This is a genomic window from Streptomyces pseudovenezuelae, from assembly GCF_029892565.1.
Taxonomy (GTDB): Bacteria; Actinomycetota; Actinomycetes; order Streptomycetales; family Streptomycetaceae; genus Streptomyces; species Streptomyces pseudovenezuelae_A.
The window spans coordinates 539,451-563,430 of sequence record NZ_JARXVH010000001.1 but is presented as its reverse complement, the minus strand read 5'-3'; the positions used below and the strand labels follow the sequence as shown (position 1 = coordinate 563,430).

22 protein-coding genes and 1 pseudogene are annotated in these 23,980 nt (G+C 71.1%); 9 read left to right on the top strand and 14 right to left on the bottom strand.

Annotated features, from left to right (window positions below; all coding sequences use genetic code 11):
- Positions 1–19 precede the first annotated feature (19 nt).
- Together M2283_RS02545 and M2283_RS02540 are read right to left on the bottom strand one after the other, a co-directional pair.
- Positions 20–1,846: an AMP-dependent synthetase/ligase gene (locus M2283_RS02545; RefSeq protein WP_280874259.1), complete on the bottom strand. Its 1,827-nt coding sequence runs from the start codon at positions 1,844–1,846 to the stop codon at positions 20–22.
- Between the two features lie 229 nt (positions 1,847–2,075).
- Positions 2,076–3,572, bottom strand: a complete 1,497-nt coding sequence (locus M2283_RS02540) for an MFS transporter (protein WP_280874258.1) — start codon at positions 3,570–3,572, stop codon at positions 2,076–2,078.
- Between the two features lie 148 nt (positions 3,573–3,720).
- Between M2283_RS02540 and M2283_RS02535 the strand changes: the two genes are divergently transcribed.
- Positions 3,721–4,701, top strand: coding sequence for an Lrp/AsnC family transcriptional regulator (locus M2283_RS02535; RefSeq protein ID WP_280874257.1), 981 nt, complete (start codon positions 3,721–3,723; stop codon positions 4,699–4,701).
- Between the two features lie 145 nt (positions 4,702–4,846).
- On the opposite strand, the gene M2283_RS02530 is transcribed toward M2283_RS02535, so the two are convergent.
- The gene (locus tag M2283_RS02530) at positions 4,847–5,710 is read right to left on the bottom strand and encodes a LysR substrate-binding domain-containing protein (protein ID WP_280874256.1); all 864 of its coding nucleotides are present in this window, start codon (positions 5,708–5,710) and stop codon (positions 4,847–4,849) included.
- A 180-nt stretch (positions 5,711–5,890) separates the two neighbouring features.
- Between M2283_RS02530 and M2283_RS02525 the strand changes: the two genes are divergently transcribed.
- Positions 5,891–6,904 (top strand): bile acid:sodium symporter family protein, encoded by a 1,014-nt coding sequence (locus M2283_RS02525; RefSeq protein WP_280874699.1) that lies wholly within the window; start codon positions 5,891–5,893, stop codon positions 6,902–6,904.
- On the opposite strand, the gene M2283_RS02520 is transcribed toward M2283_RS02525, so the two are convergent.
- Both M2283_RS02520 and M2283_RS02515 read right to left on the bottom strand, forming a co-directional pair.
- Positions 6,840–8,048, bottom strand: a complete 1,209-nt coding sequence (locus M2283_RS02520; protein ID WP_280874255.1) for a DUF4185 domain-containing protein — start codon at positions 8,046–8,048, stop codon at positions 6,840–6,842. The two genes, M2283_RS02525 and M2283_RS02520, sit on opposite strands and share 65 nt — an antisense overlap.
- Before the next feature lie 101 nt (positions 8,049–8,149).
- The gene (locus M2283_RS02515) at positions 8,150–9,067 is read right to left on the bottom strand and encodes a quinone oxidoreductase family protein (protein WP_280874698.1); all 918 of its coding nucleotides are present in this window, start codon (positions 9,065–9,067) and stop codon (positions 8,150–8,152) included.
- A gap of 24 nt (positions 9,068–9,091) precedes the next feature.
- Here M2283_RS02515 and M2283_RS02510 point away from each other — a divergent pair.
- Together M2283_RS02510 and M2283_RS02505 are read left to right on the top strand one after the other, a co-directional pair.
- Positions 9,092–9,322 (top strand): annotated as a pseudogene (locus M2283_RS02510) (MarR family winged helix-turn-helix transcriptional regulator); the annotation flags it as partial.
- A 19-nt stretch (positions 9,323–9,341) separates the two neighbouring features.
- A complete protein-coding gene (locus M2283_RS02505) occupies positions 9,342–9,866 on the top strand; it encodes an isochorismatase family protein (RefSeq protein WP_280874254.1) in 525 nt (174 codons plus the stop codon).
- A 36-nt stretch (positions 9,867–9,902) separates the two neighbouring features.
- On the opposite strand, the gene M2283_RS02500 is transcribed toward M2283_RS02505, so the two are convergent.
- Positions 9,903–10,622: an SDR family oxidoreductase gene (locus M2283_RS02500; protein ID WP_280874253.1), complete on the bottom strand. Its 720-nt coding sequence runs from the start codon at positions 10,620–10,622 to the stop codon at positions 9,903–9,905.
- A gap of 138 nt (positions 10,623–10,760) precedes the next feature.
- Here M2283_RS02500 and M2283_RS02495 point away from each other — a divergent pair, with 138 nt between their 5' ends.
- Positions 10,761–11,570 (top strand): LysR family transcriptional regulator, encoded by an 810-nt coding sequence (locus M2283_RS02495; protein WP_280874252.1) that lies wholly within the window; start codon positions 10,761–10,763, stop codon positions 11,568–11,570.
- 71 nt (positions 11,571–11,641) lie between these two features.
- Here the strand turns inward: M2283_RS02495 and fdhD are convergent, their stop codons facing one another.
- The 5 genes from fdhD to M2283_RS02470 are packed head-to-tail and all read right to left on the bottom strand — an operon-like array spanning position 11,642 to position 18,116.
- Positions 11,642–12,490, bottom strand: coding sequence for a formate dehydrogenase accessory sulfurtransferase FdhD (fdhD, locus tag M2283_RS02490; protein ID WP_280874251.1), 849 nt, complete (start codon positions 12,488–12,490; stop codon positions 11,642–11,644).
- Between the two features lie 8 nt (positions 12,491–12,498).
- Positions 12,499–13,359 carry a 2Fe-2S iron-sulfur cluster-binding protein gene (locus M2283_RS02485; protein ID WP_280874250.1) on the bottom strand — a complete coding sequence of 287 codons (861 nt, stop codon included), beginning with the start codon at positions 13,357–13,359 and terminating at the stop codon, positions 12,499–12,501.
- Positions 13,356–15,188, bottom strand: a complete 1,833-nt coding sequence (locus M2283_RS02480) for an NADH-ubiquinone oxidoreductase-F iron-sulfur binding region domain-containing protein (RefSeq protein WP_280874697.1) — start codon at positions 15,186–15,188, stop codon at positions 13,356–13,358. The genes M2283_RS02485 and M2283_RS02480 overlap by 4 nt, the downstream gene beginning before the upstream one ends.
- Before the next feature lie 5 nt (positions 15,189–15,193).
- Positions 15,194–17,113 (bottom strand): molybdopterin oxidoreductase family protein, encoded by a 1,920-nt coding sequence (locus tag M2283_RS02475; RefSeq protein ID WP_280874249.1) that lies wholly within the window; start codon positions 17,111–17,113, stop codon positions 15,194–15,196.
- Positions 17,114–17,144: 31 nt separating this feature from the next.
- Positions 17,145–18,116, bottom strand: coding sequence for a 2-dehydropantoate 2-reductase (locus M2283_RS02470; RefSeq protein ID WP_280874248.1), 972 nt, complete (start codon positions 18,114–18,116; stop codon positions 17,145–17,147).
- 261 nt (positions 18,117–18,377) lie between these two features.
- Between M2283_RS02470 and M2283_RS02465 the strand changes: the two genes are divergently transcribed.
- The 4 genes from M2283_RS02465 (at position 18,378) to M2283_RS02450 (ending at position 21,761) form a co-directional block, all read left to right on the top strand.
- Positions 18,378–19,712, top strand: coding sequence for an OFA family MFS transporter (locus M2283_RS02465; RefSeq protein WP_280874246.1), 1,335 nt, complete (start codon positions 18,378–18,380; stop codon positions 19,710–19,712).
- Complete coding sequence (locus M2283_RS02460; RefSeq protein WP_280874245.1) at positions 19,681–19,815, top strand: MFS transporter small subunit; 135 nt, start codon at positions 19,681–19,683, stop codon at positions 19,813–19,815. The genes M2283_RS02465 and M2283_RS02460 overlap by 32 nt, the downstream gene beginning before the upstream one ends.
- Before the next feature lie 184 nt (positions 19,816–19,999).
- Positions 20,000–20,947: a beta-ketoacyl-ACP synthase III gene (locus M2283_RS02455; RefSeq protein WP_280874244.1), complete on the top strand. Its 948-nt coding sequence runs from the start codon at positions 20,000–20,002 to the stop codon at positions 20,945–20,947.
- 139 nt (positions 20,948–21,086) lie between these two features.
- Positions 21,087–21,761 carry a GntR family transcriptional regulator gene (locus M2283_RS02450; protein WP_280874243.1) on the top strand — a complete coding sequence of 225 codons (675 nt, stop codon included), beginning with the start codon at positions 21,087–21,089 and terminating at the stop codon, positions 21,759–21,761.
- A 34-nt stretch (positions 21,762–21,795) separates the two neighbouring features.
- Here the strand turns inward: M2283_RS02450 and M2283_RS02445 are convergent, their stop codons facing one another.
- From M2283_RS02445 to M2283_RS02435, 3 genes are read right to left on the bottom strand one after another with little or no spacing between them, the layout of a single operon-like run.
- Entirely contained in the window at positions 21,796–22,098 is a 303-nt protein-coding gene (locus tag M2283_RS02445; RefSeq protein WP_280874242.1) for a RyR domain-containing protein, read from the bottom strand.
- Positions 22,095–23,447 (bottom strand): toll/interleukin-1 receptor domain-containing protein, encoded by a 1,353-nt coding sequence (locus tag M2283_RS02440; protein WP_280874241.1) that lies wholly within the window; start codon positions 23,445–23,447, stop codon positions 22,095–22,097. Before M2283_RS02440 ends, M2283_RS02445 begins: the two co-directional genes overlap by 4 nt.
- Before the next feature lie 11 nt (positions 23,448–23,458).
- Positions 23,459–23,950: a DUF4231 domain-containing protein gene (locus M2283_RS02435; RefSeq protein WP_280874240.1), complete on the bottom strand. Its 492-nt coding sequence runs from the start codon at positions 23,948–23,950 to the stop codon at positions 23,459–23,461.
- Between the last annotated feature and the right edge of the window lie 30 nt (positions 23,951–23,980).

Below are 23,980 nucleotides of genomic sequence, written 5' to 3'. Positions count from 1 at the left end.
AGCCTCGGTTGAGGGAGTGTCAGGCCCGGTAGAGAGCGTCGACCTCGTTGGCGTACGCGTTCTCGATGGCCTTGCGCTTCAGCTTCAACGACGGTGTCAGCAGGCCGTGTTCCTCGGTGAACGGCTGCGCCAGTATGCGGAAGGTACGGATCGACTCGGCCTGTGAGACGAGGGTGTTGGCGGCCACCACCGCGCGCCGCACCTCCGTCTCCAGGTCGTTGTCGCGCACCAGCTCGGCCGCGGACATCTGCGGTTTGCCGCGCATCGTCAGCCAGTGCTCGACGGCCTCCTGGTCGAGGGTGACCAGGGCGGCGACGTACGGGCGGTCGTTGCCGACGACGATGCACTGGTTGACGAGGGGGTGGTCGCGGACGCGCTCCTCCAGCAGCCCCGGCGAGACGCTCTTGCCGCCGGAGGTCACCAGGATCTCCTTCTTGCGGCCGGTGATGGTGAGGTAGCCGTCCTCGTCGAGCGCGCCCAGGTCACCGGTGGCGAGCCAGCCGTCGTGCAGGGTCTCGTCCGTGGCCTTCTGGTTGTTGAGATAGGCCTGGAAGGTGTTGGGGCCGTGCAGCCAGATCTCGCCGTCGTCCGCGATGTGCACGGTGACACCCGGGATGGGCTGGCCGACCGTGCCGTAGCGGGTGCGGTCGGGCGGGTTGGCGGTCGCGGCGGCCGTCGTCTCGGTGAGCCCGTACCCCTCGTAGATCTGCACCCCGGCGCCCGCGAAGAAGAGTCCGAGCCGTCGGTCCATGGCCGACCCGCCGGACATGGCATTGCGGATGCGGCCGCCCATGGCCGCTCGCACCTTGGAGTAGACGAGTTTGTCGAAGAGCTGGTGCTGCATGCGCAGTCCTGCGGAGGGGCCGGGCCCGGTGCCCCAGGCCTTGGCCTCCACCGCGTCCGCGTACTTCACCGCGACCTCGACGGCCTTCTCGAACGGACCGGCCTTGCCCTCCTTCTCGGCCTTGCGGCGGGAGGCGTTGAAGACCTTCTCGAAGATGTACGGGACCGCGAGGATGAAGGTGGGCTTGAACGCCTGCAGATCCGGCAGCAGGGCGGCGGCGTTCAGCTGCGGCTGGTGGCCGAAGCGGACCCCGCCACGGATCGCGGCGACCTCCACCATCCGCCCGAAGACGTGCGCGAGCGGCAGGAACAGCAGGGTCGCCGCCTCGTCGCCCCGCTTGGAGTGGAACACCGGCTCCCAGCCCTCGATGACGGTGTCGGCCTCCCACATGAAGCTGCCGTGCGTGATCACACAGCCCTTGGGGCGGCCGGTCGTGCCCGAGGTGTAGATGATCGTCGCGGTCGAGTCCGGGGTGACCGCCTGCCGGTGGCGGTGCACCACGTCGTCGTCGATGGAGGCACCGGCGTCGTACAGCTCCTGCACGGCGCCGGAGTCCAGCTGCCACAGCTGGTGCAGCTGCGGCAGCCGGCCGATGACGGTGGCGATGGTCATCGCGTGGTCCTCGTGCTCCACGATCGCCGCCGTGCACTCGGCGTCGTAGAGCATCCAGAAGCACTGCTCGGCCGAGGACGTCGGATAGACGGGCACCACCTGGGCACCGATCGTCCACAGTGCGTAGTCGAACAGGGTCCACTCGTAGCGGGTACGGGACATGATCGCGACGCGGTCGCCGAACCGGATGCCCTGGGCGAGCAGCCCCTTGGCGAGGGCCAGCACCTCGTCCCGGAACTCGGCGGAGGTGACGTCACGCCACTGACCTGCTTCGTCCTTGCGACCGAGGGCGATATGCAGCGGGTCTTCCTGGGCACGTTCGAAGACGACATCGGCCAGACCACCCACCGGCGGTGCCGACGCCAACGGAGGGTTGGTGAACTCGCGCAAACCCCGCTCCCCGCCTCTGGTGACGCTCCGCAGCGCCGTGAAAGCTACCCCACCCGGCGACAGGGCGGGAGGGGGTCGGAAGCCGAGCGGTGTTCAGGTACAGCCTGGTCAGTGCCGGAAAATGCGCTCACATAGGGAAGGGTCGGACAGAAAGCTGACGGTTGAGTAAGTTTCGGGCCCGTAATCTCCACCGAATCTGTACGACCCGACTACCGCCCTCGGACACGTGTCAGCGGGGTCGTCCGGAGGCCGCGTCCGCGGTCGTCCGAGGGGCCTTCGGGGGCTGGCCGGCGGTCGTCCGCGGGGTCCTGACCAGGGCCAGGACCAGTACGCCCGCGACCGCCGCGGTCACACCCGCCAGTACCGCCGCCGTGTTGAGCCCCGAGGCGAACGCGGAGCGCAGCGCGTGCTCGGAGAAGGCGCCGCGCAGTGCGCCCGCCGCGCCGCCCGCCAGCGCGTGGGCCGCGTCGTGCGGCAGCGTGTCCTGCATCCGGGAGGTCAGCACCGTGCCGTACAGGGCGATGCCGAGCGCGTAGCCGAGCTGCCGGAAGGTGTTGACCGCGCCGCCCGCCATGCCCGCCCGCTCCTGCGGTACGGCGGCCAGCGCCGCGCCCGCGATCCCGGGCGACACCAGACCCGTACCGACGCCCACCAGCACCAGACCCGGCACCAGCGCGGACGCCGTCGAACCCGCGCCCAGGAACGCCATGCAGAACTGTCCCGCACCGACCACCAGCAGCCCGCCCCCGACGGTGATCCGGGCCGACACCCCGTGCAGCAGCCGCCCGCCGGCCGCCGCCACCACGAACGACGCCAGCGACAGCCACAGGAAGACGAGCCCCCCGCGCACGGGACTCATCCCGAGCATCGTCTGCAGCCAGATCGAGTCGTACGCCAGGAGGCTGAACGCCGCCGCGTTGAAGGCCAGCGCGCCCACCATGACGCCCGAGAACGCCGGCTTCAGGAACAGCCGCGGATCCAACAGCGGGTCGGCGCCGCGCAGTTCGACGGCGAGGAAGCCGGCCAGCGCCACGACGGCCGCCCCGAGGGCGACGAGCGTGCCTGTCTCGCTCCAGCCCTGCTGCCCGGCACGCACCGCCCCGTACGTCAGCGCGGCGGCGAAGGCCGCGAACGTCACCGTGCCCGCCCAGTCGACCTTCCGCTCGCGCGAGCCGTGCGACTCCGGCACCACCCGCAGCGTCAGCCACACCGCGACCACGCTCACCGGCAGATTGACGTAGAAGATCCACCGCCAGCCCGGCCCGTCGGTCAGCAGCCCGCCGAGCACCGGCCCCACCGCGGCCGCGGCCCCGCTGACCGCGCCCCACACGCCGAGCGCCACCGACCGCCGCCGCCCCTGGTAGATCGAGCCGAGCAGCGGCAGCGTGGTCGCGAACATCGCCGCGGCCCCCAGCCCCTGCACCCCGCGGGCGGCGACCAGCATCCCCGGCCCGGTCGCAAGCCCGCACAGCAGCGACGCCGTCGCGAACACCACCACACCCACCACATGCACCCGCCGTCGCCCCAGGATGTCGGCCGCGGCCCCCACCCCGAGCAGCAGCGCGGCCAGCGCCAGCGCGTACCCGTCCATCACCCACTGCAGATCGCTCAGCGACGCGTGCAGCGACCGCGCCATGTCCGGCAGCGCGACCACCGCGATCGTGACGTCCAGCAACAACATGAACGTGCCCAGGCACACAGCCGTGAGCGGCCCCCATGTACGCATGTCCTCAACTCCCTGTCCGACCTGACCGGCCTGTCCGGCGGTTTCGCCCTGTTCGACAGATCCGTTTCGGTTCGTACGATGAGCAGTGCGCGGCCGATCGGAGCGGTAACCGATGGCCGGGCGACGGAATCCGACGGGAGCGGCCGGTATGCAGATGGAATCCCACACCTTCGACGAGCTCGACCTGCGGCTGCTCAGCGCCCTGGAGACCAACGCCCGGGCGTCCTTCAGCCGGATCGGTGCGGTGCTCGGGGTCTCCGACCAGACCGTCGCCCGCCGCTACCGCCGGCTCTGCGCCGAGGGCGGACTGCGGATCGTCGCCGTCCGGGACGGGGTGGCGCTGGGCCAGGACGACTGGACGCTACGCCTGCGCTGCGTGCCGGACAGCGCGCTGACCATCGCGGACGCGCTCGCCAAACGGCCCGACACCAGCTGGATCGCGATCGCCTCCGGCGGTACCGAGGTCATCTGCGGCACCCGGCCGCGCAGCGTCGGCGACCGGGACGACCTGCTCCTCGGCAAACTGCCGCGCACCCCGCGACTGATGGAGATCCGCGCCCACCAGCTGCTGCACCGCTTCGCGGGCGGCCCGACCGGCTGGCTGCGCAGATTCGCGGCGCTCACCGAGGAGCAGATGACGGCCCTGCACCCCGACCACCTGCCCGACCCCGGACCGGCCCGCATCGACCCGGAGGACGAGCCCCTGCTCGCCGTCCTGGAGCGCGACGGCCGCGCCACCTACCCCGAACTCCAGCGCGCCACCGGCCGCTCCGAGTCCGCCGTCAAACGCCGCCTGGCCGCCCTGCTCGCCTCCGGCGCCGTCTACGTCGACGTCGAGTTCCGCCCCGAGGCCCTCGGCTATCCGGTCTCCGCCGTCCTCTGGCTCACCGCCACCCCCGCCGCCCTGCACTCCGTCGGCGAGGCCCTCGCCACCCACGACCCCATCGCCCACGCGGCCGCCACGGCCGGCCCCAGCAACCTGATGGCCACGGCGGTCGTACGGACCACGGCGGACCTCTACGCCTACATCAGCGGGCCGCTCGGCCGCCTGCCGGGGCTCCAGCACGTGGAGGCGACGCCGTATCTGCGCCGGATCAAACAGCTGACGTATCCGAAGCCGGTGCGGTAGCACTCCGTCGGGTCGGCGCGAGGTGCCGTCGGTTCGCGGAGCGGACGCCCCGACCTGCTCAGCGCGTCCCGTCGGAGGTCGGCCGAGCGGCGTCCGGGATCCGGCCCGGAGTTCCGGGAGTTGACGTCCGCGGGCCGGCCGGGGACTAGCGCCGGTGCAGACGGTCCCCGCCGCCCAGGATCGACTGCGCCAAGGCCTCCGCGGCGCCCGACGCGGACGTACGGCGGTGGCCGTGGACCAGGACGAAGTCGACGCGGCCGAGTTCGGGGAGGGCGAAGCGGTCGGGGACGCGGACCAGGCCCGGCGGGACGAGGCCGCGCGAGTGGGCCATGACGCCGAGGCCGGCGCGGGCGGCGGCGATGAGGCCGTTGAGGCTGCCGCTGGTGCAGGCGATGCGCCAGGAGCGGCCCTGGCGTTCCAGGGCCTCCAGGGCGAGGGCGCGGGTGATGCCGGGCGGCGGGTAGACGATCAGCGGCACCGGGCGGTCCGGGTCCAGGCGCAGCCGCTCCGCGCCGATCCACACCAGCCCGTCGTGCCAGACCAGCTCGCCCCGCGGATCCTCCGGCCGCCGCTTGGCCAGTACCAAGTCGAGCTTCCCGGCGGCCAGTTGTTCGTGCAGCGTGCCCGACAGCTCCACCGTCAGTTCCAGGTCGACCTCGGGGTGGTCGTGCCGGAAGCCCTCCAGGATCTCCGGCAGCCGGGTCAGCACGAAGTCCTCGGAGGCGCCGAAGCGCAGTCGGCCGCGCAAGCGGGTACCCGTGAAGAATGCCGACGCCTGCTCGTGCACCTCCAGGATCCGGCGCGCGAACCCGAGCATCGCCTCGCCGTCCTCCGTCAGCTCCACGGAGTGCGTGTCCCGGGAGAACAACTGCCGCCCGGTCACGTCCTCAAGCCGCCGCACATGCTGGCTGACGGTGGACTGGCGCAGCCCGAGCCGCCGGGCGGCCTGGGTGAAGCTCAGGGTCTGGGCGACCGCCAGGAAGGTGCGCAGGTGAGAGGGGTCGTACACGCGGAACAGAATAGCTCGTTATCGCGAAACGCGATGACAGTCAGAGCGGTATGACGGATTCCCGATCAAGTTCCGGAGGAGGACGATGGCCGGGGGACTCCTCGTCTCCGAATCACCGACGGCAATGAGCACGCAACGAGCAAGTGGAGCACCGTGAAACGCCTGCAATGGCCGAGTTGGATGCCGATCGACCCGTACATCCTGGTGTTGCTCGGCACGGTTGGTCTCGCGGCCCTGTCGCCGGCACGCGGGGCCGGGGCCGACGTGGCCTCCGGCGCCTCCACGGCGGCGATCGCCTTCCTCTTCTTCCTGTACGGCGCCCGCCTGTCCACCCGCGAGGCGATGGACGGACTGCGCCACTGGCGGCTCCACATCACGGTCCTGGCCTGTACGTTCCTCGTCTTCCCGCTGCTCGGCCTGGCCGCCCGCGGTCTCGTCCCGGTCCTGCTGACCCACCCCCTCTACCAGGGCCTGCTCTTCCTCACGCTGGTCCCCTCGACCATCCAGTCCTCCATCGCCTTCACCTCGATGGCCCGCGGCAACGTGCCCGCCGCGATCTGTGCCGGCTCCTTCTCCTCCCTCGTCGGCATCGTCGTCACCCCGCTGCTCGCCGCCGCCCTGCTCGGCAGCAGCGCCGGCGGGTTCTCGGCCGACTCGCTCGTCGAGATCGTGCTGCAACTGCTGGTGCCGTTCCTCGCCGGCCAGGTCCTGCGCCGCTGGATCGGCGGCTTCGTCGCCCGGCACAAGAAGGTCCTCGGGCTGGTCGACCGCGGCTCGATCCTGCTCGTCGTCTACACCGCGTTCAGCGAAGGCATGGTCCAGGGCATCTGGCACCAGGTGAGCGCAGTCCGGCTCGGCGGCCTCCTCGTCGTCGAGGCCGTCCTGCTCGCCGTGATGCTCACCCTGACCTGGTACGGCGGCAAGGTCCTGCGCTTCAACCGCGCGGACCGGATCGCCATCCAGTTCGCCGGCTCCAAGAAGTCCCTGGCCTCCGGACTGCCCATGGCCAGCGTCCTGTTCGGCGCGCACGCCTCTCTGGCGGTGCTGCCGCTGATGCTCTTCCACCAGATGCAGTTGATGGTCTGCGCGGTGATCGCCAAGCGCCGCTCGCGCGACCCGCAGGAGGACGTCACCCCGGCTCCGCCAGCCGCAGCGTCACGAACCGCGGTCGGTACAGGGTCACATTCGCGTTGATGCTCGCCGAAGCGCCGATCGTCTCCAGCCAGTTGACGTCGTAACTCAGCACCAGCCGCCCACCGCCGCTCAGTTCGAGATGCACCTGCGGGTTGTACGCGGCGACCCCGCCGTGCGGCAGCGCCGGGCTGAAGTCCTTCGTCGGGCCGTGCCAGGGCCCGGTGGGGGAGCAGGCCCAGTACGAGGTCACGGTCGTCAGCCCGGCGGCACCCGCGGCCATCGTGAACAGGACGTACGTCCCCTCCGTCCGCACCACCGAGAACGCGCTGCCCACCTTCGCCCCGCGCACCGGGCGCGGTTCGCCGCCCCACCCCGAGCCGTTCCAGTACCGCCAGGCGCCCGGCTCTCCGAGCCGCCCCTCCGGCACCCGCGCCACGTACGCCGACGAGGCCGGCCGGGACGCGGCCTGTCCGTCGTCGCCCCCGAACACATACGTCCAGCCGTCCTCCTCGACCAACGTCGTCCCGAACAGCACCCGTTGGGACGGATCCGGCACCAGCGACTGGTCGAGCACCTTCACGACCGACTCGACCCGCAGATCGGGCAGCGAGAGCGTGGCGACCTCGGTGGCGGTGGGCACCCCGTAGATCCACGGCGACTGCCCGGCCGTCCGCACCCACAGCAGCACCCGGACGACCGACTCCGCGGAACCTGGCGAGCGCGGCTCGACCCGGGCGGCCACCGGCCAACGCCACTGGTTCGGGGCGGGATCGGCGAAGAGCGGAGCGGGCAGCGTGCTCTCCAGCCGGCCCTTGCCGTCCATCACGACGGCCGAGTTGCGCACCAGCGGGGCACTCGTGTCCCGCCACGCGGACGACTCGCCGACCGGATTCGGCGGCCCGTGCACCTGACCCAGATACGTGTCCGAGAACAGCCACAGCACCCGACCGTCCGGCAGCCGCACCGAGTGCGTACCGTCGCCCCCGGTCCAGTCGTCACTGCGGCTCGCGTCATCGCCGTACCGGGCGAACTCCCCGGTCAGCCCCGCGTCGGCCGACCACGACCGAATCGCCCGCGCCCCGCACCCGCCCTTCGGACCGCCACCGTCCGGCAGCGAGGTGAGCAGCACGGCTCCGAGAACCAGCGCCAGCAACACACCGAGCCCGGCCCCCACTCGCTGTCGTGCTCGTGCGTCGTCGGGCACCCAAGGGACGTTAGTGGCTGTCGCTCGCGTGGTCCATGGGGCGATATCGGCCTCCGGCGCGACACATGTCCCTCACCTCCGACGCACCTACGCCGCAGATCTCAGGTGCGCAGCACCACCTTCCCCAGATTCCCCCGCGACTCGATCACCGCATGCGCCTTCGCCGCGTCCTCCAACGCGAACTCCCCGTGCACGGCGGGCCGTAGCGCCCCCTCCGCGAACAGCGCCCACAGCTCCTGTCGCCACCGTTCGTACAACTCCGGCCGCCCGCGCGCGATCCGCGCCATCTGGAAGCCGATCACGGACTTGGCGCCCACGAGGAGGTCGTATGCCTGGATCGTGCCGCCGCCCGAGCTGTACGCCACCAGTCGCCCGCCCGGGGCCAGGGCGCCGATCGCCGGGGTGAGCAGGTCGCCGCCCACCGCGTCGAGGGCGTAGTCGACGGGTTCGCCCCAGCTCTCGTCGGCGTAGGCGATCACCTCGTCCGCGCCGAGGGAGCGCACGAAGGGGGCCTTCCCCGGATCGGACACGGCGGCCACCACCCGGGACGCGCCCCGGATCCGTGCCAACTGCACGGCCAGGTGGTCGACCCCGCTCGCCGCCGCCGTGACCAGGGCCGACTCGCCCGGCTCGGGGTGTGCGGCGGCGAGGGCGCCGAGGGCGACCAGGCCGCTGCGGACGAGGGCGACCGCGTCGACGGCGGAGGCGGTCTCGGGGACCGGGGAGGCCATGGCCTCGTGCAGGAGCGCGAAGTCGGCGTAGCCGTGCCCGAAGCACAGGCCCGTCACCCGGTCGCCGGCGCCGAAGCGGGTGACTGCGGCGCCCACCGCCACGACCTCGCCCGCGATCTCGCCGCCCAGCGGGATCGGCTCGGCGGTCTCGGTGACCTTGCGGACGACCGGCAGCGTGACGCCGATCGCCTCGCAGCGGACGAGGAGTTCGCCGGGGCCCGGTTCGGGGACGGGGGTGTCCTCCAGGAACAGGGGGCCGCCGGTGGACTCGTAGCGGACGCGGCGCATCGCACCTCCAGGCGGGGGACTCCCCTGGTCGGTGTCCTCAACGACCTTCAGGCCGCGGGCCACATCGTGCGCGAGCCCGATCCGAAGGACCGGCGCAAGAACGCGGTGTCCCTCACCGTGCAGGGTGCCTGGCTGCTCGAGCGCTGCGAGCGGGCCGCTCGCGCGGCCAACGACGAGCTGCTCGCCCCGCTCTCCGCCTCCGAACGCGACCAGTTCATGGACCTGTTGATCCGGATTTCCGGTACGGACGGCTGACGACGGATAACGTTCCGTCATGACCGCACCCCTCGCGCTCGACCCCGCGCGCAGCGCCCTCGTGCTCGTCGATCTGATGGACCGGATCGTCGCGCTGCCCCTGGAGCCCCGCAAGGGCACCGAAGTCCTCCACGCCGCCGAGGAGTTGACGACCACCTTCCGCTCGGCCGGCGCACCCGTCGTGCTGATCCGGGTCGAGCGGCCCGGCATCGCCGAACAGCCGGCCGGCAGCGAGCTGGTGGCGGGGCTCGCCCAGGACGGCGACATCGAGGTCGTGAAGCGGACGATCGGCGGCTTCCAGGGCACCGACCTCCACGACCGCCTCCATGAACGTGGCGTCACCACGCTGGTGTTCGGCGGTATCGCCACCAATCTCGGCGTCGAGTCCACCGCCCGCGCCGCCGGCGATCTCGGCTACGACCTCGTGTTCGTCGAGGACGCCATGGCCGCGTTGACCGGCCCCGAGCACGACGCGTCCGTACGGCTGGACTTCCCGCGCCTCGGGACCGTGGTCACGGCGGCGGAGGTGCGGTTCGTGGCCTGAGCCTCCGAGGGGCGTGGCCGGGGCGTGGCCCGATCCTCAGACCAGCGTTCCGCCGCCGTCCACGGTGACGACCGAGCCGGTGCTGTAGCCGCCGCGCATCAGGTAGAGGTACGCCTCGGCGATGTCCGCGGGCTCGCCGACCCGGCCGACGGGGAGCGCGGCGGCGGTGGACGCGTACAGGCCCTCGCGGTCCTCCTGGGCCAGGTCCCGCCACAGCTCGGTGCGGACCACGCCGGGGGAGACCACGTTGACGCGGACCGGCGCGAGCTCCAGGGCCAGGGCCCGGGTGAGCGACTCCATCGCCCCGCACAGGCTCGCCGCGACGGTCGTGCCCGGCATCGGACGCTGCCCGGCCGTCCCCGTCGTCAGGACGACGGAGCCGCCCGGGCGGATCGACGGGGCGCCATGCTTGACGGCCGTGTACGCGCCCCACAGCCGCGTGTCCAGGAAGCGCCGGGCCTGCCCGAGGTCCGACTCGGCGAGACTGCCCATGAGGATGGACTCACCGGCCGTGTAGACGAGGTGGTCGAAGGCGCCGACCCGAGCGAAGAAGCCGCGTACGGACTCCTCGTCGGTCGCGTCCAGGACATGTCCCTCGGCGCCACCCGGCAGCCGCTTCAGCGCCGCGTCCACGCTCTCCTGGCGGCGCGAGGCGACGACCACGTCCGCGCCCTCCTGGACGGCGGCCTCCGCGACCGCCAGTCCGATACCCCCCGTACCCCCGATGACGACGATCCGCTGTCCCTGCACGCTCATGGCGCGTTCCTTCCGTGGTGTCCCGACTCCTGCTGTCCTGACGTCGTCCAGCCTGCGGGCGACCGCGTCCTGCCGTCCAAGACCTCTTTCAGCTCTGGCGATACCCTGGAGGCATCGCCAAGAGAGAGGGCGGGCGGCATGGATCTCGACCTGCGCAAGGTCCGCTACTTCGTGGCGGTGGCCGAGCAGCTGCACTTCGGGCGAGCCGCCGAGGGGCTGCACATCGCGCAGCCCGTGTTGAGCCGTCAGATCCGGGTGCTGGAAAAGGACTTGGACGCCACGCTCTTCGAACGCGACAGCCACGGCGTCACGTTGACCGGAGCCGGTCGCCAATTCCTAGACGACGCCCGCCCGCTGCTCGCCGCAGCCGAAGCCGCCCGCCGCCGGGTGCACCGGGCCGCCCGCGGACCTCGCCGGTTCGTCGTCGGCTTCCGGGCGGGCGTCGTCGTATCGCAGGCCCTGCGGGCTTTCGGCGCCGCTCACCCCGGCATCGCCGTCGAGGCCCGCAGGGTCGAGTGGGACGACCAGGAGGAGCAGATCCTCGACGGCACCGTCGACCTGGCCTACCTGCGCCGGCCGATCCGGGAGCGCGGCCTGAAGCTGCTGCCGCTGTTCACCGAGGCGCGTGTGGCGATGCTGCCCGCCGACCACCGGCTCGCCGGCAAGCAGGAGCTCCTCATGGCGGACCTCGCGGACGAGCCCCGGCTGCGTTACGTCGACCCCGGCCCTGACCAGGTGCCGATCCGCACGATCGAGGAGAAGTTCGAGCGCGTGGTGGCGGGCCAGGGCATCACCCTGGTCCCCGTGTCGGTCGCCGAGCAGTACTCACGGCCCGACATCACGTATGTGCCCGTCGCGGACGCGGAGCCCGACGAGGTGATCCTCGTCTGGGACGCGAGCCGTCGGTCACCGCTGATCTCGGAGTTCACGCAGGTCGCGAACGTCTGAGACGGGGCCCCTGCGGCGCAGGGGGCGCTCCCCGCCGGTCGGGGCCCCGCCGCCGTGTCGCGGAGAGCCGGTCACGCCTGGGCGGCCGCGGTCCGCAGGGCGATGCGGTGCTCGCCCGCGTACACGTTCATGGAGCTGCCCCGCAGGAAGCCCACCAGGGTCAGACCGGTCTCCGCCGCCAGGTCCACCGCCAGCGAGGACGGCGCCGAAACCGCCGCCAGGACCGGGATCCCGGCCATGACCGCCTTCTGCGCCAGCTCGAAGGAGGCCCGGCCCGAGACCAGCAGGAGTGTCCGGGACAGCGGCAGGTTCCCCTGCTGCAGGGCGCGGCCGACGAGCTTGTCGACCGCGTTGTGCCGGCCCACGTCCTCCCGGATGTCGACCAGTTCGCCGTCCTCGGTGAACAGGGCAGCCGCGTGCAGACCCCCGGTCCGGTCGAAGACCCGCTGGGCCGCGCGGAGCCGGTCGGGGAGGCTCGCGAGCAGCTCGGGCTCCACCCGGACCGGGGGAGTGTCGGCGATCGGCCAGCGGGTCGTCGTCCGCACCGCGTCGAGGCTCGCCTTGCCGCACAGGCCGCAGGACGAGGTCGTATAGACGTTCCGTTCGAGAGTGATGTCCGGGATCCGCACACCGGGGGCCGTGCGAACGTCCACCACGTTGTACGAGTTCGAGCCGTCGACCGTGGCGCCGGCGCAGTAGACGATGTTCTGCAGGTCGTCCTGCTCGGCGAGCACGCCCTCGCTGACCAGGAAGCCCGCGGCCAGCGCGAAGTCGTCGCCGGGGGTGCGCATGGTGATCGCGAGCGGCTTGCCGTTCAGCCGGATCTCCAGCGGTTCCTCGGCGACCAGCGTGTCCGGGCGCGTGGAGACGGCCCCGTCCCGGATGCGGATCACCTTGCGTCGTTCCGTGACTCGTCCCATGTCGTGCCTCAGTCCCGGTTCTGTACGTGCTGGTAGCCGAAGCGGCCCTTGATGCAGAGGTTGCCGTGGGTCACCGGGTTGTCGTGCGGCGAGGTGACCTTCACGATCTCATTGTCCTGCACGTGCAGCGTGAGGTTGCAGCCCACTCCGCAGTACGCGCACACGGTGGTCGTCTCGGTCTGCTCGGACTCCTGCCACGTACCCGCCGCCCGCATGTCGAACTCCGACTTGAACGACAGCGCTCCGGTCGGGCAGACCTCGATGCAGTTGCCGCAGTACACACACGCGGAGTCGGTGAGCGCGGCGTCGTGCTCGACCGCGATCCGGGCGTCGAAGCCGCGGCCGACGACGGAGATCGCGAAGGTGTTCTGCCACTGGTCGCCGCACGCGTCCACGCACTTGTAGCAGAGGATGCACTTGTCGTAGTCGCGCACGTACAGATCGTTGTCGACCCTCGGCTCCTCGTCGAGGCGGGCCGCGTCCGGGCCGAAGCGGTCCGGTTTCGCCTCGTACTCCTTGATCCAGTCGGCGACCTTCGGGGTGGTCGACAGGTCGACCGAGGAGGCGAGCAGTTCCAGGACGATCTTGCGGCTGTGGCGGGCGCGTTCGGTGCCCGTGCGCACCTCCATGCCGGGCTCGGCCTTGCGGGAGCAGGCCGGGACGAGGGTCCGGGACCCCTCGACCTCGACGACACAGACCCGGCAGGCGTTCTTGGGGGTGAGGGTGTCGCCCTGGCAGAGGGTCGGCACGTCCTTGCCCGCGGCCCGGCAGGCGTCGAGGATCGTCGAACCCTCGGGCGCCCGCACCGGCTCCCCGTCGATCGTGAACTCCAGCAGCCGGCGCGGAATCCCCAGCGGTGTCACGGTCACTTGTACGCCCCCAGACGGTCGATGGCGGATTCCACGGCGTTCCACGCGGTCTGTCCCAGACCGCAGATCGAGGCGTCCCGCATCGCGCGGCCGACCTCCCTGAGCAGCGCGATGTCCTCGGCGGCGGCAGCGCCCGTGCGCTCCGCGATCCGGTGCAGCGCCTCCTCCTGCCGCACGGTCCCGACCCGGCACGGCACACACTGACCGCACGACTCGTCACGGAAGAACTCGGCGATTCGCAGCAGTAGTTGGGGGAGTGGCACCGTGTCGTCGAAGGCCATCACGACCCCCGAGCCGAGTGTCGTGCCGGCCTCCCGCGTGCCTTCGAAGGTGAGCGGGATGTCGAGTTCGTCCGGCCGTACGAAGCCGCCGGCCGCGCCGCCGAGCAGCACGGCCCGCAGCCGCTCCCGCACGCCGGCCTTCGCCAGCAGCTCGCCCAGCGTGGCGCCGAAGGGGAGTTCGTAGACGCCCGGTCGGTCCACGCTCCCGGAGACGCAGAACAGCTTGGGCCCGGTGGACCGTTCGGTGCCGATCGCCGCGTAGGCCGGTGCGCCCATCGTCAGGATCGGCAGTACGTTGACCAGCGTCTCGACGTTGTTCTCGACCGTCGGCTTGCCGAACAGGCCTTTCTCCACCGGGAAGGGCGGCTTGGCGCGCGGCTCGCCCCGGTAGCCCTCGATGGAGTTGAACAGGGCGGTCTCCTCACCGCAGATGTAGGCGCCCGCGCCGCGCCGGATCTCGATGTCGAAGGCGTAGCCCTGACCGAGGACGTCCTCGCCGAGGAAGCCACGCGCGCGTGCCCGGGTGATGGCGTGCTCCAGGCGGCGCAGGGCGCGCGGGTACTCGCCGCGCAGATACAGGAAGCCCCGGTGGGCGCCGGTCGCGTACCCGGCGATCGTCATCGCCTCGACCAGCGCGTACGGGTCGCCCTCCATGAGTACGCGGTCCTTGAAGGTGCCGGGCTCGGACTCGTCGGCGTTGCACACCAGGTAGTGGGGGTGGTCGGGCTGCGACGCCGTGGCCTGCCATTTGCGGCCGGTGGGGAAGGCGGCGCCGCCCCGCCCGACCAGGCCGGAGTCGGTGACCTCGCGGATGACTCCGGCGGGACCCAGTTCGAAGGCCCGGCGCAGGGCGGTGTAGCCGCCGTGGGCGCGGTAGTCGTCGAGGCTCGACGGGTCCACGACACCCACGCGGCGCAGCAGGACCAGCTCTTCCTCGCCTGCCTGGGGCACGGCCAGCGCGGCCGGTGGCTCCTCGCGCGCCGAGTCCGGAGCGCTCGCCGCGAGCACGGCCTCGTGGACGGTCGCCGGCGCCGAGACCGCCGTACGCACCGGCTCGCCCGCCTTGATCGCGAGTGCGGCCGGAGCCCGCTCGCACAGGCCGAGGCAGGGGCTGCGCTCGACGTGGACGCCGCTGCCGGGGCCGAGGCGGGCCTCGATCCCCGCGCACAGGTCCGAGGCCCCGGCCGCCGTGCAGGCGAGGTCCGTACAGACGTGCAGGACGGTGGCCGGGCGGGGCTTGACGGAGAACATGGCGTAGAAGGTGGCGACCCCGTAGGCCTCCGCCGGGGGCACGGTGAGGCGGCGGCAGAGGTAGTCGAGGGCGCCGTCGCTGATCCAGCCGATCCGGTCGTTGATCGCGTGCAGCCCCGGCAGCAGCAGGTCGCGGCGGTCCCGGGCGGCACGTCCGCCGCGCGCCCACCGCAGGTCCGCGGCCTGCATCTCATCGCGGGCGGCGCCCTCCCAGGAGGACTCGGGAGGGCCCAACAGGGCGTCGACGGCGGCCCGTTCGTCGTCCGTCGGTTTGCTGTCGCCGAAGTGCAGGTCCACTTGCGTCACCTCACGATGGTCGCCACGGGAAGCTTCTCGATCCGGATCGCCGAGGCCTTGAACTCCGCTGTCCCCGCGATCGGGCAATTGGCCTCGATCGTCAGCTGGTTGGTGTCCACCTCGTCGGGAAAGTGCATGGTCATGAAGGCCAGTCCGGGCCGCAGCGCGGTGTCGACCCACACGGGTGCCACCACGGCGCCGCGCCGTGAGGACACCTGGACCTCCTCGCCCACGACGACCCCGTAGCGCTCGGCGTCCTCCGGGCACAGCTCGATGTACTCGCCGCGCCTGAGCGGGGAGGCGAAACTGCCGCTCTGCACACCGGTGTTGTAGGAGTCCAGGCGCCGTCCGGTGGTCAGCCGGATCGGGTACCGCTCGTCCGTGAGGTCGACCGGCGGGTCGTGCAGCACGATCCCGAAGGGCGCGAGCCGCCCGCGCCCGGCCGGGTCCGACTCCCACAACCGGCCGTGCAGATAGGTCGGTTCGAGCTCCTCGGTGCTCGGGCACGGCCACTGGATGCCCTGGTGCTCCGCGAGACGCTCGTACGTCATCCCGAAGTGGTCGGGCGACACCGAGCGCAGCTCGTTCCAGACGGCCTCGGCGTCCGCGAACTTCCAGTCGTGGCCCAGGCGCGCCGCCAGCTCGCAGATGATCTCGATGTCCTCGCGGGCCTCGCCGGGCGGGGTGACCGCCCGCCGGACCCGTTGAACTCGCCGTTCGCTGTTGGTGGTCGTACCGTCGGTCTCCGCCCAGCCTGCGGTGGCGGGCAGGACGACGTCCGCCAGCTCGGCCGTCTTCGTGAGGAAGATGTCCTGCACGACGAGGAAGTCCAGCTGCCCCATCCGGCGTACCGCCTGCTCGCTGTCGGCCTCCGACTGCGCCGGGTTCTCGCCGATGCAGTAGACGGCCTTGAGCGTGCCCTCCTCCATCGCCTCGAACATCTCGGTGAGGTTCAGCCCGTAGTGCGGCCGGATGACGGTGCCCCAGGCCGACTCGAACTTCCGGCGCGAGTCGGCGTCGAGGATGTCCTGGAAGCCGGGCAGGCGGTTGGGGATCGCACCCATGTCGCCGCCGCCCTGCACGTTGTTCTGCCCGCGCAGGGGCTGCAACCCGCTGCCGTAGCGCCCGACATGGCCGCTCAGCAGGGAGAGGTTGATGAGTGCGCGGACGTTGTCGGTGCCGTTGTGGTGCTCGGTGATGCCCAGGGTCCAGCACAGCTGGGCGCGCTCGGCGCGGGCGTAGGCGTGCGCCAACTCCCTTATGGCGGCGGCCGGTACGCCGGTCACCTTCTCGGCGAGCGACAGCGTCCACGGCTCGACGAGTGCCTTGTACTCCTCGAAGCCGGTGGTCGCCCGCTCGATGAACGCCTCGTTGGCCAGGCCCGCTCGGATGATCTCGCGGCCGATCGCGTGCGCCATCGGGATGTCGGTCCCGACGTTGAGGCCGAGCCAGCTCTCCGCCCACTCGGCCGTGGAGGTGCGGCGGGGGTCGACGCCGTACATCCGGGCGCCGTTCCTGATCCCCCTCAGGACGTGCTGGAAGAAGATCGGGTGCGCGAAGCGGGCGTTGGAGCCCCACATCACGATGACGTCCGTGTGCTCGATCTCCTCGTACGACGAGGTCCCGCCGCCCGAGCCGAACGCGGCCGTCAGGCCCGCCACGCTCGGGGCGTGACACGTCCGGTTGCAGGAGTCGACGTTGTTGGTGCCCATGACCACGCGGGCGAACTTCTGGGCCACGTAGTTCATCTCGTTGGTCGCGCGGGCGCAGGAGAACATGCCGAACGCGTCGCGGTTGCGGGCCAGGCCCTGGGCGGCCCGGTCCAGGGCCTCCTCCCAACTCGCCTGCCGGAAGGGCTCGTCGCGGGAGTCGCGGACCAGGGGGTGGGTGAGGCGGGTGTAGGTCTTCGGCTGCCGCTTCCTCATACGACGCTCCTCATGCGGCGCTCCTCGCTCCTCATGCCGCGCTCCTCAGCGCGAGCAGATCCGAGATGGCGTGCACGGTGCGCAGGGTGGGCACCTCCACGCCGGTGATCTCCGCCAACTCGACGACGGCCGCGAGCAGTACGTCGAGTTCGAGCGGCTTGCCGCGCTCCAGATCCTGGAGCGTGGAGGTGCGGTGGTCGCCGACCTTCTCGGCGCCGGCCAGCCGGCGTTCGATGGAGATGCCGACCTCGCAGCCGAGCGCCTCGGCGACGGCGAGCGTCTCGGCCATCATGGTCTCGATGACCTTGCGGGTGCCGCCGTGCAGACACATCTGCCGCATGGTGGCGCGGGACAGCGCGCTGATCGGGTTGAAGGAGATGTTGCCGAGCAGCTTGAGCCAGATGTCGTTGCGCAGCTCCGGCTCCACCGGGCACTTCAGGCCGCCGGCCACCATGGCCTCGCCGAACGCCGTGCAGCGCGCCGACACGCTGCGGTCGGGCTCGCCGATGGAGAACCGGGTCCCTTCCAAGTGCCGTACGACTCCCGGCCCTTCGAGTTCGGTGGCCGCGTACACCACGCAGCCGATGGCCCGCCGGGGCGCGAGCACCGCACTCACCGCGCCGGCCGGGTCCACGCTCTCGACGCGGTGGCCGTCGTAGGGGCCGCCGTGTCGGTGGAAGTACCACCAGGGGATGCCGTTCTGGGCGGCGACGACCGCCGTGGTGTCGTGCAGCAGTGGCTCGATCAGCGGCCCGCACGCCGCGTACGAGTTGGCCTTCAGGCCCAGGAAGACGTAGTCGACCGGGCCGATCTCGGCCGGGTCGTCGGTGGCGTGCGCGTGCGCGGTGAAGTCGCCGCGCGGGCTGAGCACCCGTACTCCGTGCTGCCTCATGGCCGCCAAGTGCGGTCCACGGGCGACGAGATGGACATCGGCACCGGCGCGGTGGAGCGCGGCACCGACGTAGGCGCCGATCGCACCGGCGCCGAGAACTGCGACTTTCATGGCTGGGAAGCTCCGTTCGGTCGAGGGATACCGCGGAGTTGGCCGAACTGTCGAACTCTGTCGACGGAATATTGTCTACAGTATGGAACTTGGGGCAGCAAGGGTTCGCGCACGACCTGACCAAGCCTTGGACGCGCGCCGGGCCGATCCCCGGACACCGGCCGCCGGTACGACCGTTCGTCGCGTCCCGCATACCGCTCACCGCATACGGTCGACCGATTGGCTTTTCAACTTCCCGTGCAGTCCCTACCGTCCGGGATCATGAGTCCTCCCGTCGCCCCCGCCGGCTGGAGCCGGTGGCTCGTTCCCCCCGCCGCTCTCTCCGTCCATCTCTCCATCGGCCAGGCCTACGCCTGGAGTGTGTTCAAGCCGCCGCTCGAATCCTCGCTCGGGCTCAGTGGCACACAGAGCGCGCTGCCCTTCCAGCTCGCCATCGTCATGCTGGGTCTGTCGGCCGCGTTCGGCGGCACGTTCGTGGAGCGCAACGGGCCGCGCTGGGCCATGACCGTCGCCCTGATCTGCTTCTCGTCCGGCTTCCTGATCTCCGCCCTCGGCGCGGCCACCGAGCAGTACTGGCTGATCGTCCTCGGCTACGGCTTCGTCGGCGGCATCGGCCTCGGCATCGGCTACATCTCGCCCGTCTCCACGCTGATCAAGTGGTTCCCGGACCGGCCCGGCATGGCCACCGGCATCGCCATCATGGGCTTCGGCGGCGGCGCGCTCATCGCCTCGCCGTGGTCCACCCAGATGCTGGAGTCGTTCGGCAGCGACAGTTCCGGGATCGCGAAGGCGTTCCTCGTGCACGGCCTGGTGTACGCCGTGTTCATGTCGCTCGGGGTGCTGCTGGTGCGGGTCCCGCGCAGCGAGAAGCCCGTCGAGGGCGCGCCGAGCGCCTTCCAGGGACCGCAGGTCTCCGCGCGCGGCGCCGTACGCACCCCGCAGTTCTGGTGCCTGTGGGTGGTGCTCTGCATGAACGTGACCGCGGGCATCGGCATCCTGGAGAAGGCCGCCCCGATGATCACGGACTTCTTCGCGGACACCTCCACCCCGGTCTCCGTGTCGGCCGCCGCCGGCTTCGTCGCGCTGCTGTCCGCCGCCAATATGGCGGGCCGCATCGGCTGGTCGTCGACCTCCGACCTGATCGGCCGCAAGAACATCTACCGCGTCTACCTGGGCGTCGGCGCCGTGATGTACGCGCTCATCGCGCTGTTCGGCGACTCCTCGAAGCCGCTGTTCATCCTGTGCGCGCTGGTGATCCTGTCCTTCTACGGCGGCGGCTTCGCGACCATCCCCGCCTACCTCAAGGACCTCTTCGGCGCCTACCAGGTCGGCGCGATCCACGGGCGGCTGCTCACCGCCTGGTCCCTGGCCGGCGTCCTCGGACCGCTGATCGTGAACTGGATCGCCGACCGCCAGGAGGACGCCGGCAAGCACGGCTCCGCCCTGTACGGGCTGTCGTTCGTCATCATGATCGGGCTGCTCGTCGTCGGCTTCGTCGCCAACGAACTGGTCCGGCCCGTCGACGCCCGCCACCACATCCCCGCCCCGAGGGAGGAGACCGCCGATGTCGAACGACAGCAGCCAGAGTCCGCCTGACCGCCGCCCGCTGATCGCCTTCGCCTGGCTGTGGGTGGGCGCACCGCTCGTGTACGGACTGTATGAACTCGTACAGAAAGCGACGCAATTGTTCACCGGCTGAGCGTCCTGCTCGCCGGGTAACTGTTCGGAATGTGTTCGGGCGTCCGTCTCTAGGCCAGGCGGCTGACAGAAGCCGACAACTCGGGCGCCCGAATCCTGTCGCCTTACTTGCCGTCGTACCGGTGAGTCACTCATCAGACTGGAGGATCCCGCAACTCAAGGCGACAACGAGGGGGACCACCCAGATGAACGGCACGCGCATCGCCGCCGTCGGTCACTACCAGCCCGCACGGGTACTCACCAACGAGGACCTGGCGGCCATGGTGGACACCAGCGACGAGTGGATCACGTCCCGGGTGGGCATCCGCACACGCCACATCGCCGGTCCCGACGAGCCCGTCGACGAGCTGGCCGCGCATGCCGCCGCCAAGGCGCTCGCGGCCGCCGGGCTCTCGCCCGCCGACATCGACCTGGTCCTGGTCGCCACGTCCACCGCCGTGGACCGCTCGCCCAACATGGCCGCCCGCGTCTCCGCCCGGCTCGGCATCCCCTCGCCGGCCGCGATGGACGTCAACGTCGTGTGCGCCGGCTTCACCCACGCCCTCGCCACCGCCGACCACGCGGTCCGCGCGGGCGCCTCGACGCGGGCCCTGGTCATCGGCGCCGACAAGATGTCCGAGGTGACCGACTGGACCGACCGCACCACCTGCGTGCTGGTCGGCGACGGCGCGGGGGCCGCCGTGGTCGAGGCGTGCGGGCCGGGGGAGGAGGCCGCCATCGGGCCGGTGCTGTGGGGCTCGGTGCCCGAGATGGGCCACGCCGTGCGGATCGAGGGCCAGCCCGCCCGGTTCGCGCAGGAGGGGCAGAGCGTCTACCGCTGGGCCACCACCCAGCTGCCGGCCATCGCCCGCAAGGCCTGCGAGCGGGCCGGGCTCACGCCCGAGGAACTGGCCGGGGTCGTCCTGCACCAGGCCAACCTGCGGATCATCGAACCGCTGGCCGAGAAGATCGGCGCGGTGAACGCCGTCGTCGCCCGGGACGTGACGGAGTCCGGGAACACCTCGGCGGCCAGCATCCCGCTCGCCTTCTCGAAGCTGGTCGAACAGGGCGCGCTCACCACCGGCGACCCGGTCCTGCTGTTCGGCTTCGGCGGCAATCTGTCGTACGCGGGTCAGGTCGTCCGCTGCCCCTGACCTGCGCGTTCCTGTGAATGTGACGGAGTCGACCCCGGAATTGGCTGGCCGCTGTGCGCCGTAGACTGTAGACGAAAGACAATTCATACTGGCTTTCCGGCTGCAGTTGCCCCGCGCTGCCCAGGAGGGGGACGGACCGATGTTGTCGACAGGACTGCCGCAAGGCGCGGTGCCCAAGCTCGAACGGCCCGGACCGCTGCGCGACCGCGTCTACGAGGCGCTGCTCGAACTGATCACCACCCGCGCCCTCCAGCCCGGCCAGCACCTGGTCGAGAGCGAACTCGCGGGCCATCTCGGCGTCTCGCGTCAGCCGGTGCGGGAGGCGCTGCAGCGGCTGAACACCGAGGGGTGGGTCGATCTACGGCCCGCCCAGGGCGCGTTCGTGCACGAGCCGACGGAGGAGGAGGCCGACCAACTCCTCACCGTCCGCACCCTGTTGGAGGCCGAGGCCGCCCGCCTCGCCGCCGCCAACGCGGGCAGCGCCGGCATCAAGGTCCTCGAAGAGCTGTGCGCCGAGGGCGAGAAGGCCGTCGCCGCGGACGACGTGGACAGCGCGGTCGCGATGAACGCCCGCTTCCACGCGAAGGTGATGGAGCTGGCGGGCAACACGGTCCTCGCCGAACTGGCCGCCCAGGTCGACCGCCGGGTCCGCTGGTACTACACCCCGATCGCCCGCCAGCGCGGCCACGAGTCCTGGATCGAACACCGGGCGCTGATCGAGGCGATCTCGGCGCGGGACGAACAGCGGGCGACGGCGCTGATGCGGGAGCACACGGAGCACACGCGGCGGTCGTATCACGCGCGGGGGGAGTGAGCGGGGCCGCAGGACGGCGCCGGGTTCAGGCGGTTCAGGTGCTCGGCGGGGTGATCCGGTAGCCGAGCCCTAGGACCACCTTGATGGTCTCCAGGGCGAGTTCCCGGTCGTACTCCTTCTCGGACTCCGGGAGTTCCGCGTAGGGGATCAGCAGAGGGTGCGTCCGCTTGACGTCGTCACGTTTCCGGCCGTAGCGCCAGTGTTCGGCGAGGCGGCGCAGACCCCAACGGGCATGTGTGTTCTCCGCCAACAGCTCGACCAGGCTCAGCAGTTCAGGACCGAGCCGCACGGCGCTCGTGTCGATGGGCGTGGGCTGCCACGCACCCGGTTCCGTCATGCCTCTGCTCCTGAAACGGGGTCCTGGGCGGGGCGGTCGGTGAAGTGGGTGTCCATGTCGCCGACGATCCGGCCCACCCGCTCCGCCTCCGTCAAGTCGGCTATGTCCGTGCCCTGTTCGGGAATCGTCTCCCCGGAACTGCCGTCCAGGAAGTAGGGGATGATCGTCAGCCGCCCCTCGTCGCTCAGCTTGCGCGCGGTCACCAGCTCGCGTCTGCACCAGTCGCTGCGCCAGTACGCCTCGCTCACGAGCGGCACGAACACCTGGCTGGCGGTGAGCTGTTCCTCCAGCCGCAGCTGCCAGTTCGAGCCCTTCGGGATCGTGTTGTTGTAGACGTAGTGGAAGAAGTCGAAGTTGTGCAGCTTGAGCACCCGACCCACCTCCCGCGACAGCGCGTTGTCCGGTCCGGCGGTGCTCAGGAAGATCCGGCCGTGGGCGCGCCCGGTGCTCCGGATGTACCCGATCCCCTCGTCCATGGTGCGGAACTGGTTCCGCGGCAGGTCGAACCGGGCCAGCTGGCGCTCCAGTTCGGTGGCGAGCTGCCCGGGATCCCGCCACCACAGGACGGGATCGTAGGGCTGGGTCGCGTCGCGCAGCACCTCGCCGACAACCATCTCGGGAACGCGCCGGTCGCTGCGGTCGGCGGCCTCGTGGTGGACGAGGTTGAGCGTGGGAATGAAGCGGCCGAACAGTAGCGGGTAGAGCCACTTGGGCAGGCGCCTGGCGGCCACGTCGATCATCACGAAGTCGAAGCGGTCCAACTGGAAGGCGATGCCGCCCGGGTCCCGGAAGTCGAGGTCCACCTTGCTGACGGCGTACCCGAAGCGCTGCAGGGCCTGTGTGAGCAGCGGCATCGCCCTGCGGTAGGCGGGTGAATCGGGCAGCGCGAGACCTACCTCGCCGATCAACTGGTCGCCGGCGGCGGAGTACCCCTGCGCCTGCAACAGAAGTCTGCGCACCGGCCCCTCGAAGCCGTCGTACGTGTCCAGGTCGTCGCGGTCGAACACGAAGCGTTCGGTCGCGTCGGGGAAGAGGTGCGCCGGGACCCCCTTCTCCGCGAAGACCAGCCGCGGCTTGCGCGCCCGCACCGCCAGTCCGTACTCGTAGACGATGAACGGCGAGCACTTGTACGTGTGTTGCTGGCGGCGCAGGGTCACCACGGCGACGAAGCAGGCGCTGCGCCGCATCACCATCTCCAGATGGCAGGTCGACAGCGGACCGGACTGGGGGTCGACGGTGAACCCGAAGCGGTGCGCGTCGAAGGTTCGCCAGAAGAACTCGTTCACATCCCGGTCTTCACGCCGGTAGCTGTGGCTGAAGTAGGTGGGGATCCGTCGTGCCGTGTTCATGAACCCGTCCGTCACTTCCCCGAGGACTCGGTCCGCGCGCTGGCGAGTTGCACCCAGGTGCCCATCTCGCGCTGCTCGATCCGGGTCACACTGGCGGCGAGCACCTGGTCGCGGGTGGCGGGGTCGTCGTACGGCTCGGAGCTTGTGCGGTAGAGCCTGCGTTCCGCCTCGACGGACTCGCGGGCCTCGCTGAAGCGCAGGTAGTCGTCCTGCCAGTGGAAGACGGCGCGCAGGCCGGTGATCACGACCACGACACCGCCGAGGACGGCCGGGACCTGGGCGTTCTCGGGTGAGATGACGGCGGAGACCGGGATCGCCGCGGAGAGCAGGAGTTGCAGGGCCTCGGTGAGCCGGAAGTAGCGGCGGGCCTTGATCGCCGCCGATCGGTACCAGTTGTACGAGCCGTTCGCCACGTTCATCGCGTAACCGGGCTCGGTGTTGGTGCCGGTCACGGTGCCGGCGTCGCCGGTGTCGATCCGACCGGGCGATGGGTCCTGAGTCATTCGCGCTCCCCCCAAGCACTCCTGCACCGC

Bases quoted from the DNA above. Each gene is read 5' to 3' on its own strand.
- M2283_RS02540 (WP_280874258.1), bottom strand. From the start codon at position 3,572: ATGCGTACATGGGGGCCGCTCACGGCTGTGTGCCTGGGCACGTTCATG.
- M2283_RS02535 (WP_280874257.1), top strand. From the start codon at position 3,721: ATGCAGATGGAATCCCACACCTTCGACGAGCTCGACCTGCGGCTGCTC.
- M2283_RS02525 (WP_280874699.1), top strand. From the start codon at position 5,891: ATGCCGATCGACCCGTACATCCTGGTGTTGCTCGGCACGGTTGGTCTC.
- M2283_RS02515 (WP_280874698.1), bottom strand. From the start codon at position 9,067: ATGCGCCGCGTCCGCTACGAGTCCACCGGCGGCCCCCTGTTCCTGGAG.
- M2283_RS02505 (WP_280874254.1), top strand. From the start codon at position 9,342: ATGACCGCACCCCTCGCGCTCGACCCCGCGCGCAGCGCCCTCGTGCTC.
- M2283_RS02500 (WP_280874253.1), bottom strand. From the start codon at position 10,622: ATGAGCGTGCAGGGACAGCGGATCGTCGTCATCGGGGGTACGGGGGGT.
- M2283_RS02495 (WP_280874252.1), top strand. From the start codon at position 10,761: ATGGATCTCGACCTGCGCAAGGTCCGCTACTTCGTGGCGGTGGCCGAG.
- fdhD (WP_280874251.1), bottom strand. From the start codon at position 12,490: ATGGGACGAGTCACGGAACGACGCAAGGTGATCCGCATCCGGGACGGG.
- M2283_RS02475 (WP_280874249.1), bottom strand. From the start codon at position 17,113: ATGAGGAAGCGGCAGCCGAAGACCTACACCCGCCTCACCCACCCCCTG.
- M2283_RS02470 (WP_280874248.1), bottom strand. From the start codon at position 18,116: ATGAAAGTCGCAGTTCTCGGCGCCGGTGCGATCGGCGCCTACGTCGGT.
- M2283_RS02465 (WP_280874246.1), top strand. From the start codon at position 18,378: ATGAGTCCTCCCGTCGCCCCCGCCGGCTGGAGCCGGTGGCTCGTTCCC.
- M2283_RS02460 (WP_280874245.1), top strand. From the start codon at position 19,681: ATGTCGAACGACAGCAGCCAGAGTCCGCCTGACCGCCGCCCGCTGATC.
- M2283_RS02455 (WP_280874244.1), top strand. From the start codon at position 20,000: ATGAACGGCACGCGCATCGCCGCCGTCGGTCACTACCAGCCCGCACGG.
- M2283_RS02450 (WP_280874243.1), top strand. From the start codon at position 21,087: ATGTTGTCGACAGGACTGCCGCAAGGCGCGGTGCCCAAGCTCGAACGG.
- M2283_RS02445 (WP_280874242.1), bottom strand. From the start codon at position 22,098: ATGACGGAACCGGGTGCGTGGCAGCCCACGCCCATCGACACGAGCGCC.
- M2283_RS02440 (WP_280874241.1), bottom strand. From the start codon at position 23,447: ATGAACACGGCACGACGGATCCCCACCTACTTCAGCCACAGCTACCGG.
- M2283_RS02435 (WP_280874240.1), bottom strand. From the start codon at position 23,950: ATGACTCAGGACCCATCGCCCGGTCGGATCGACACCGGCGACGCCGGC.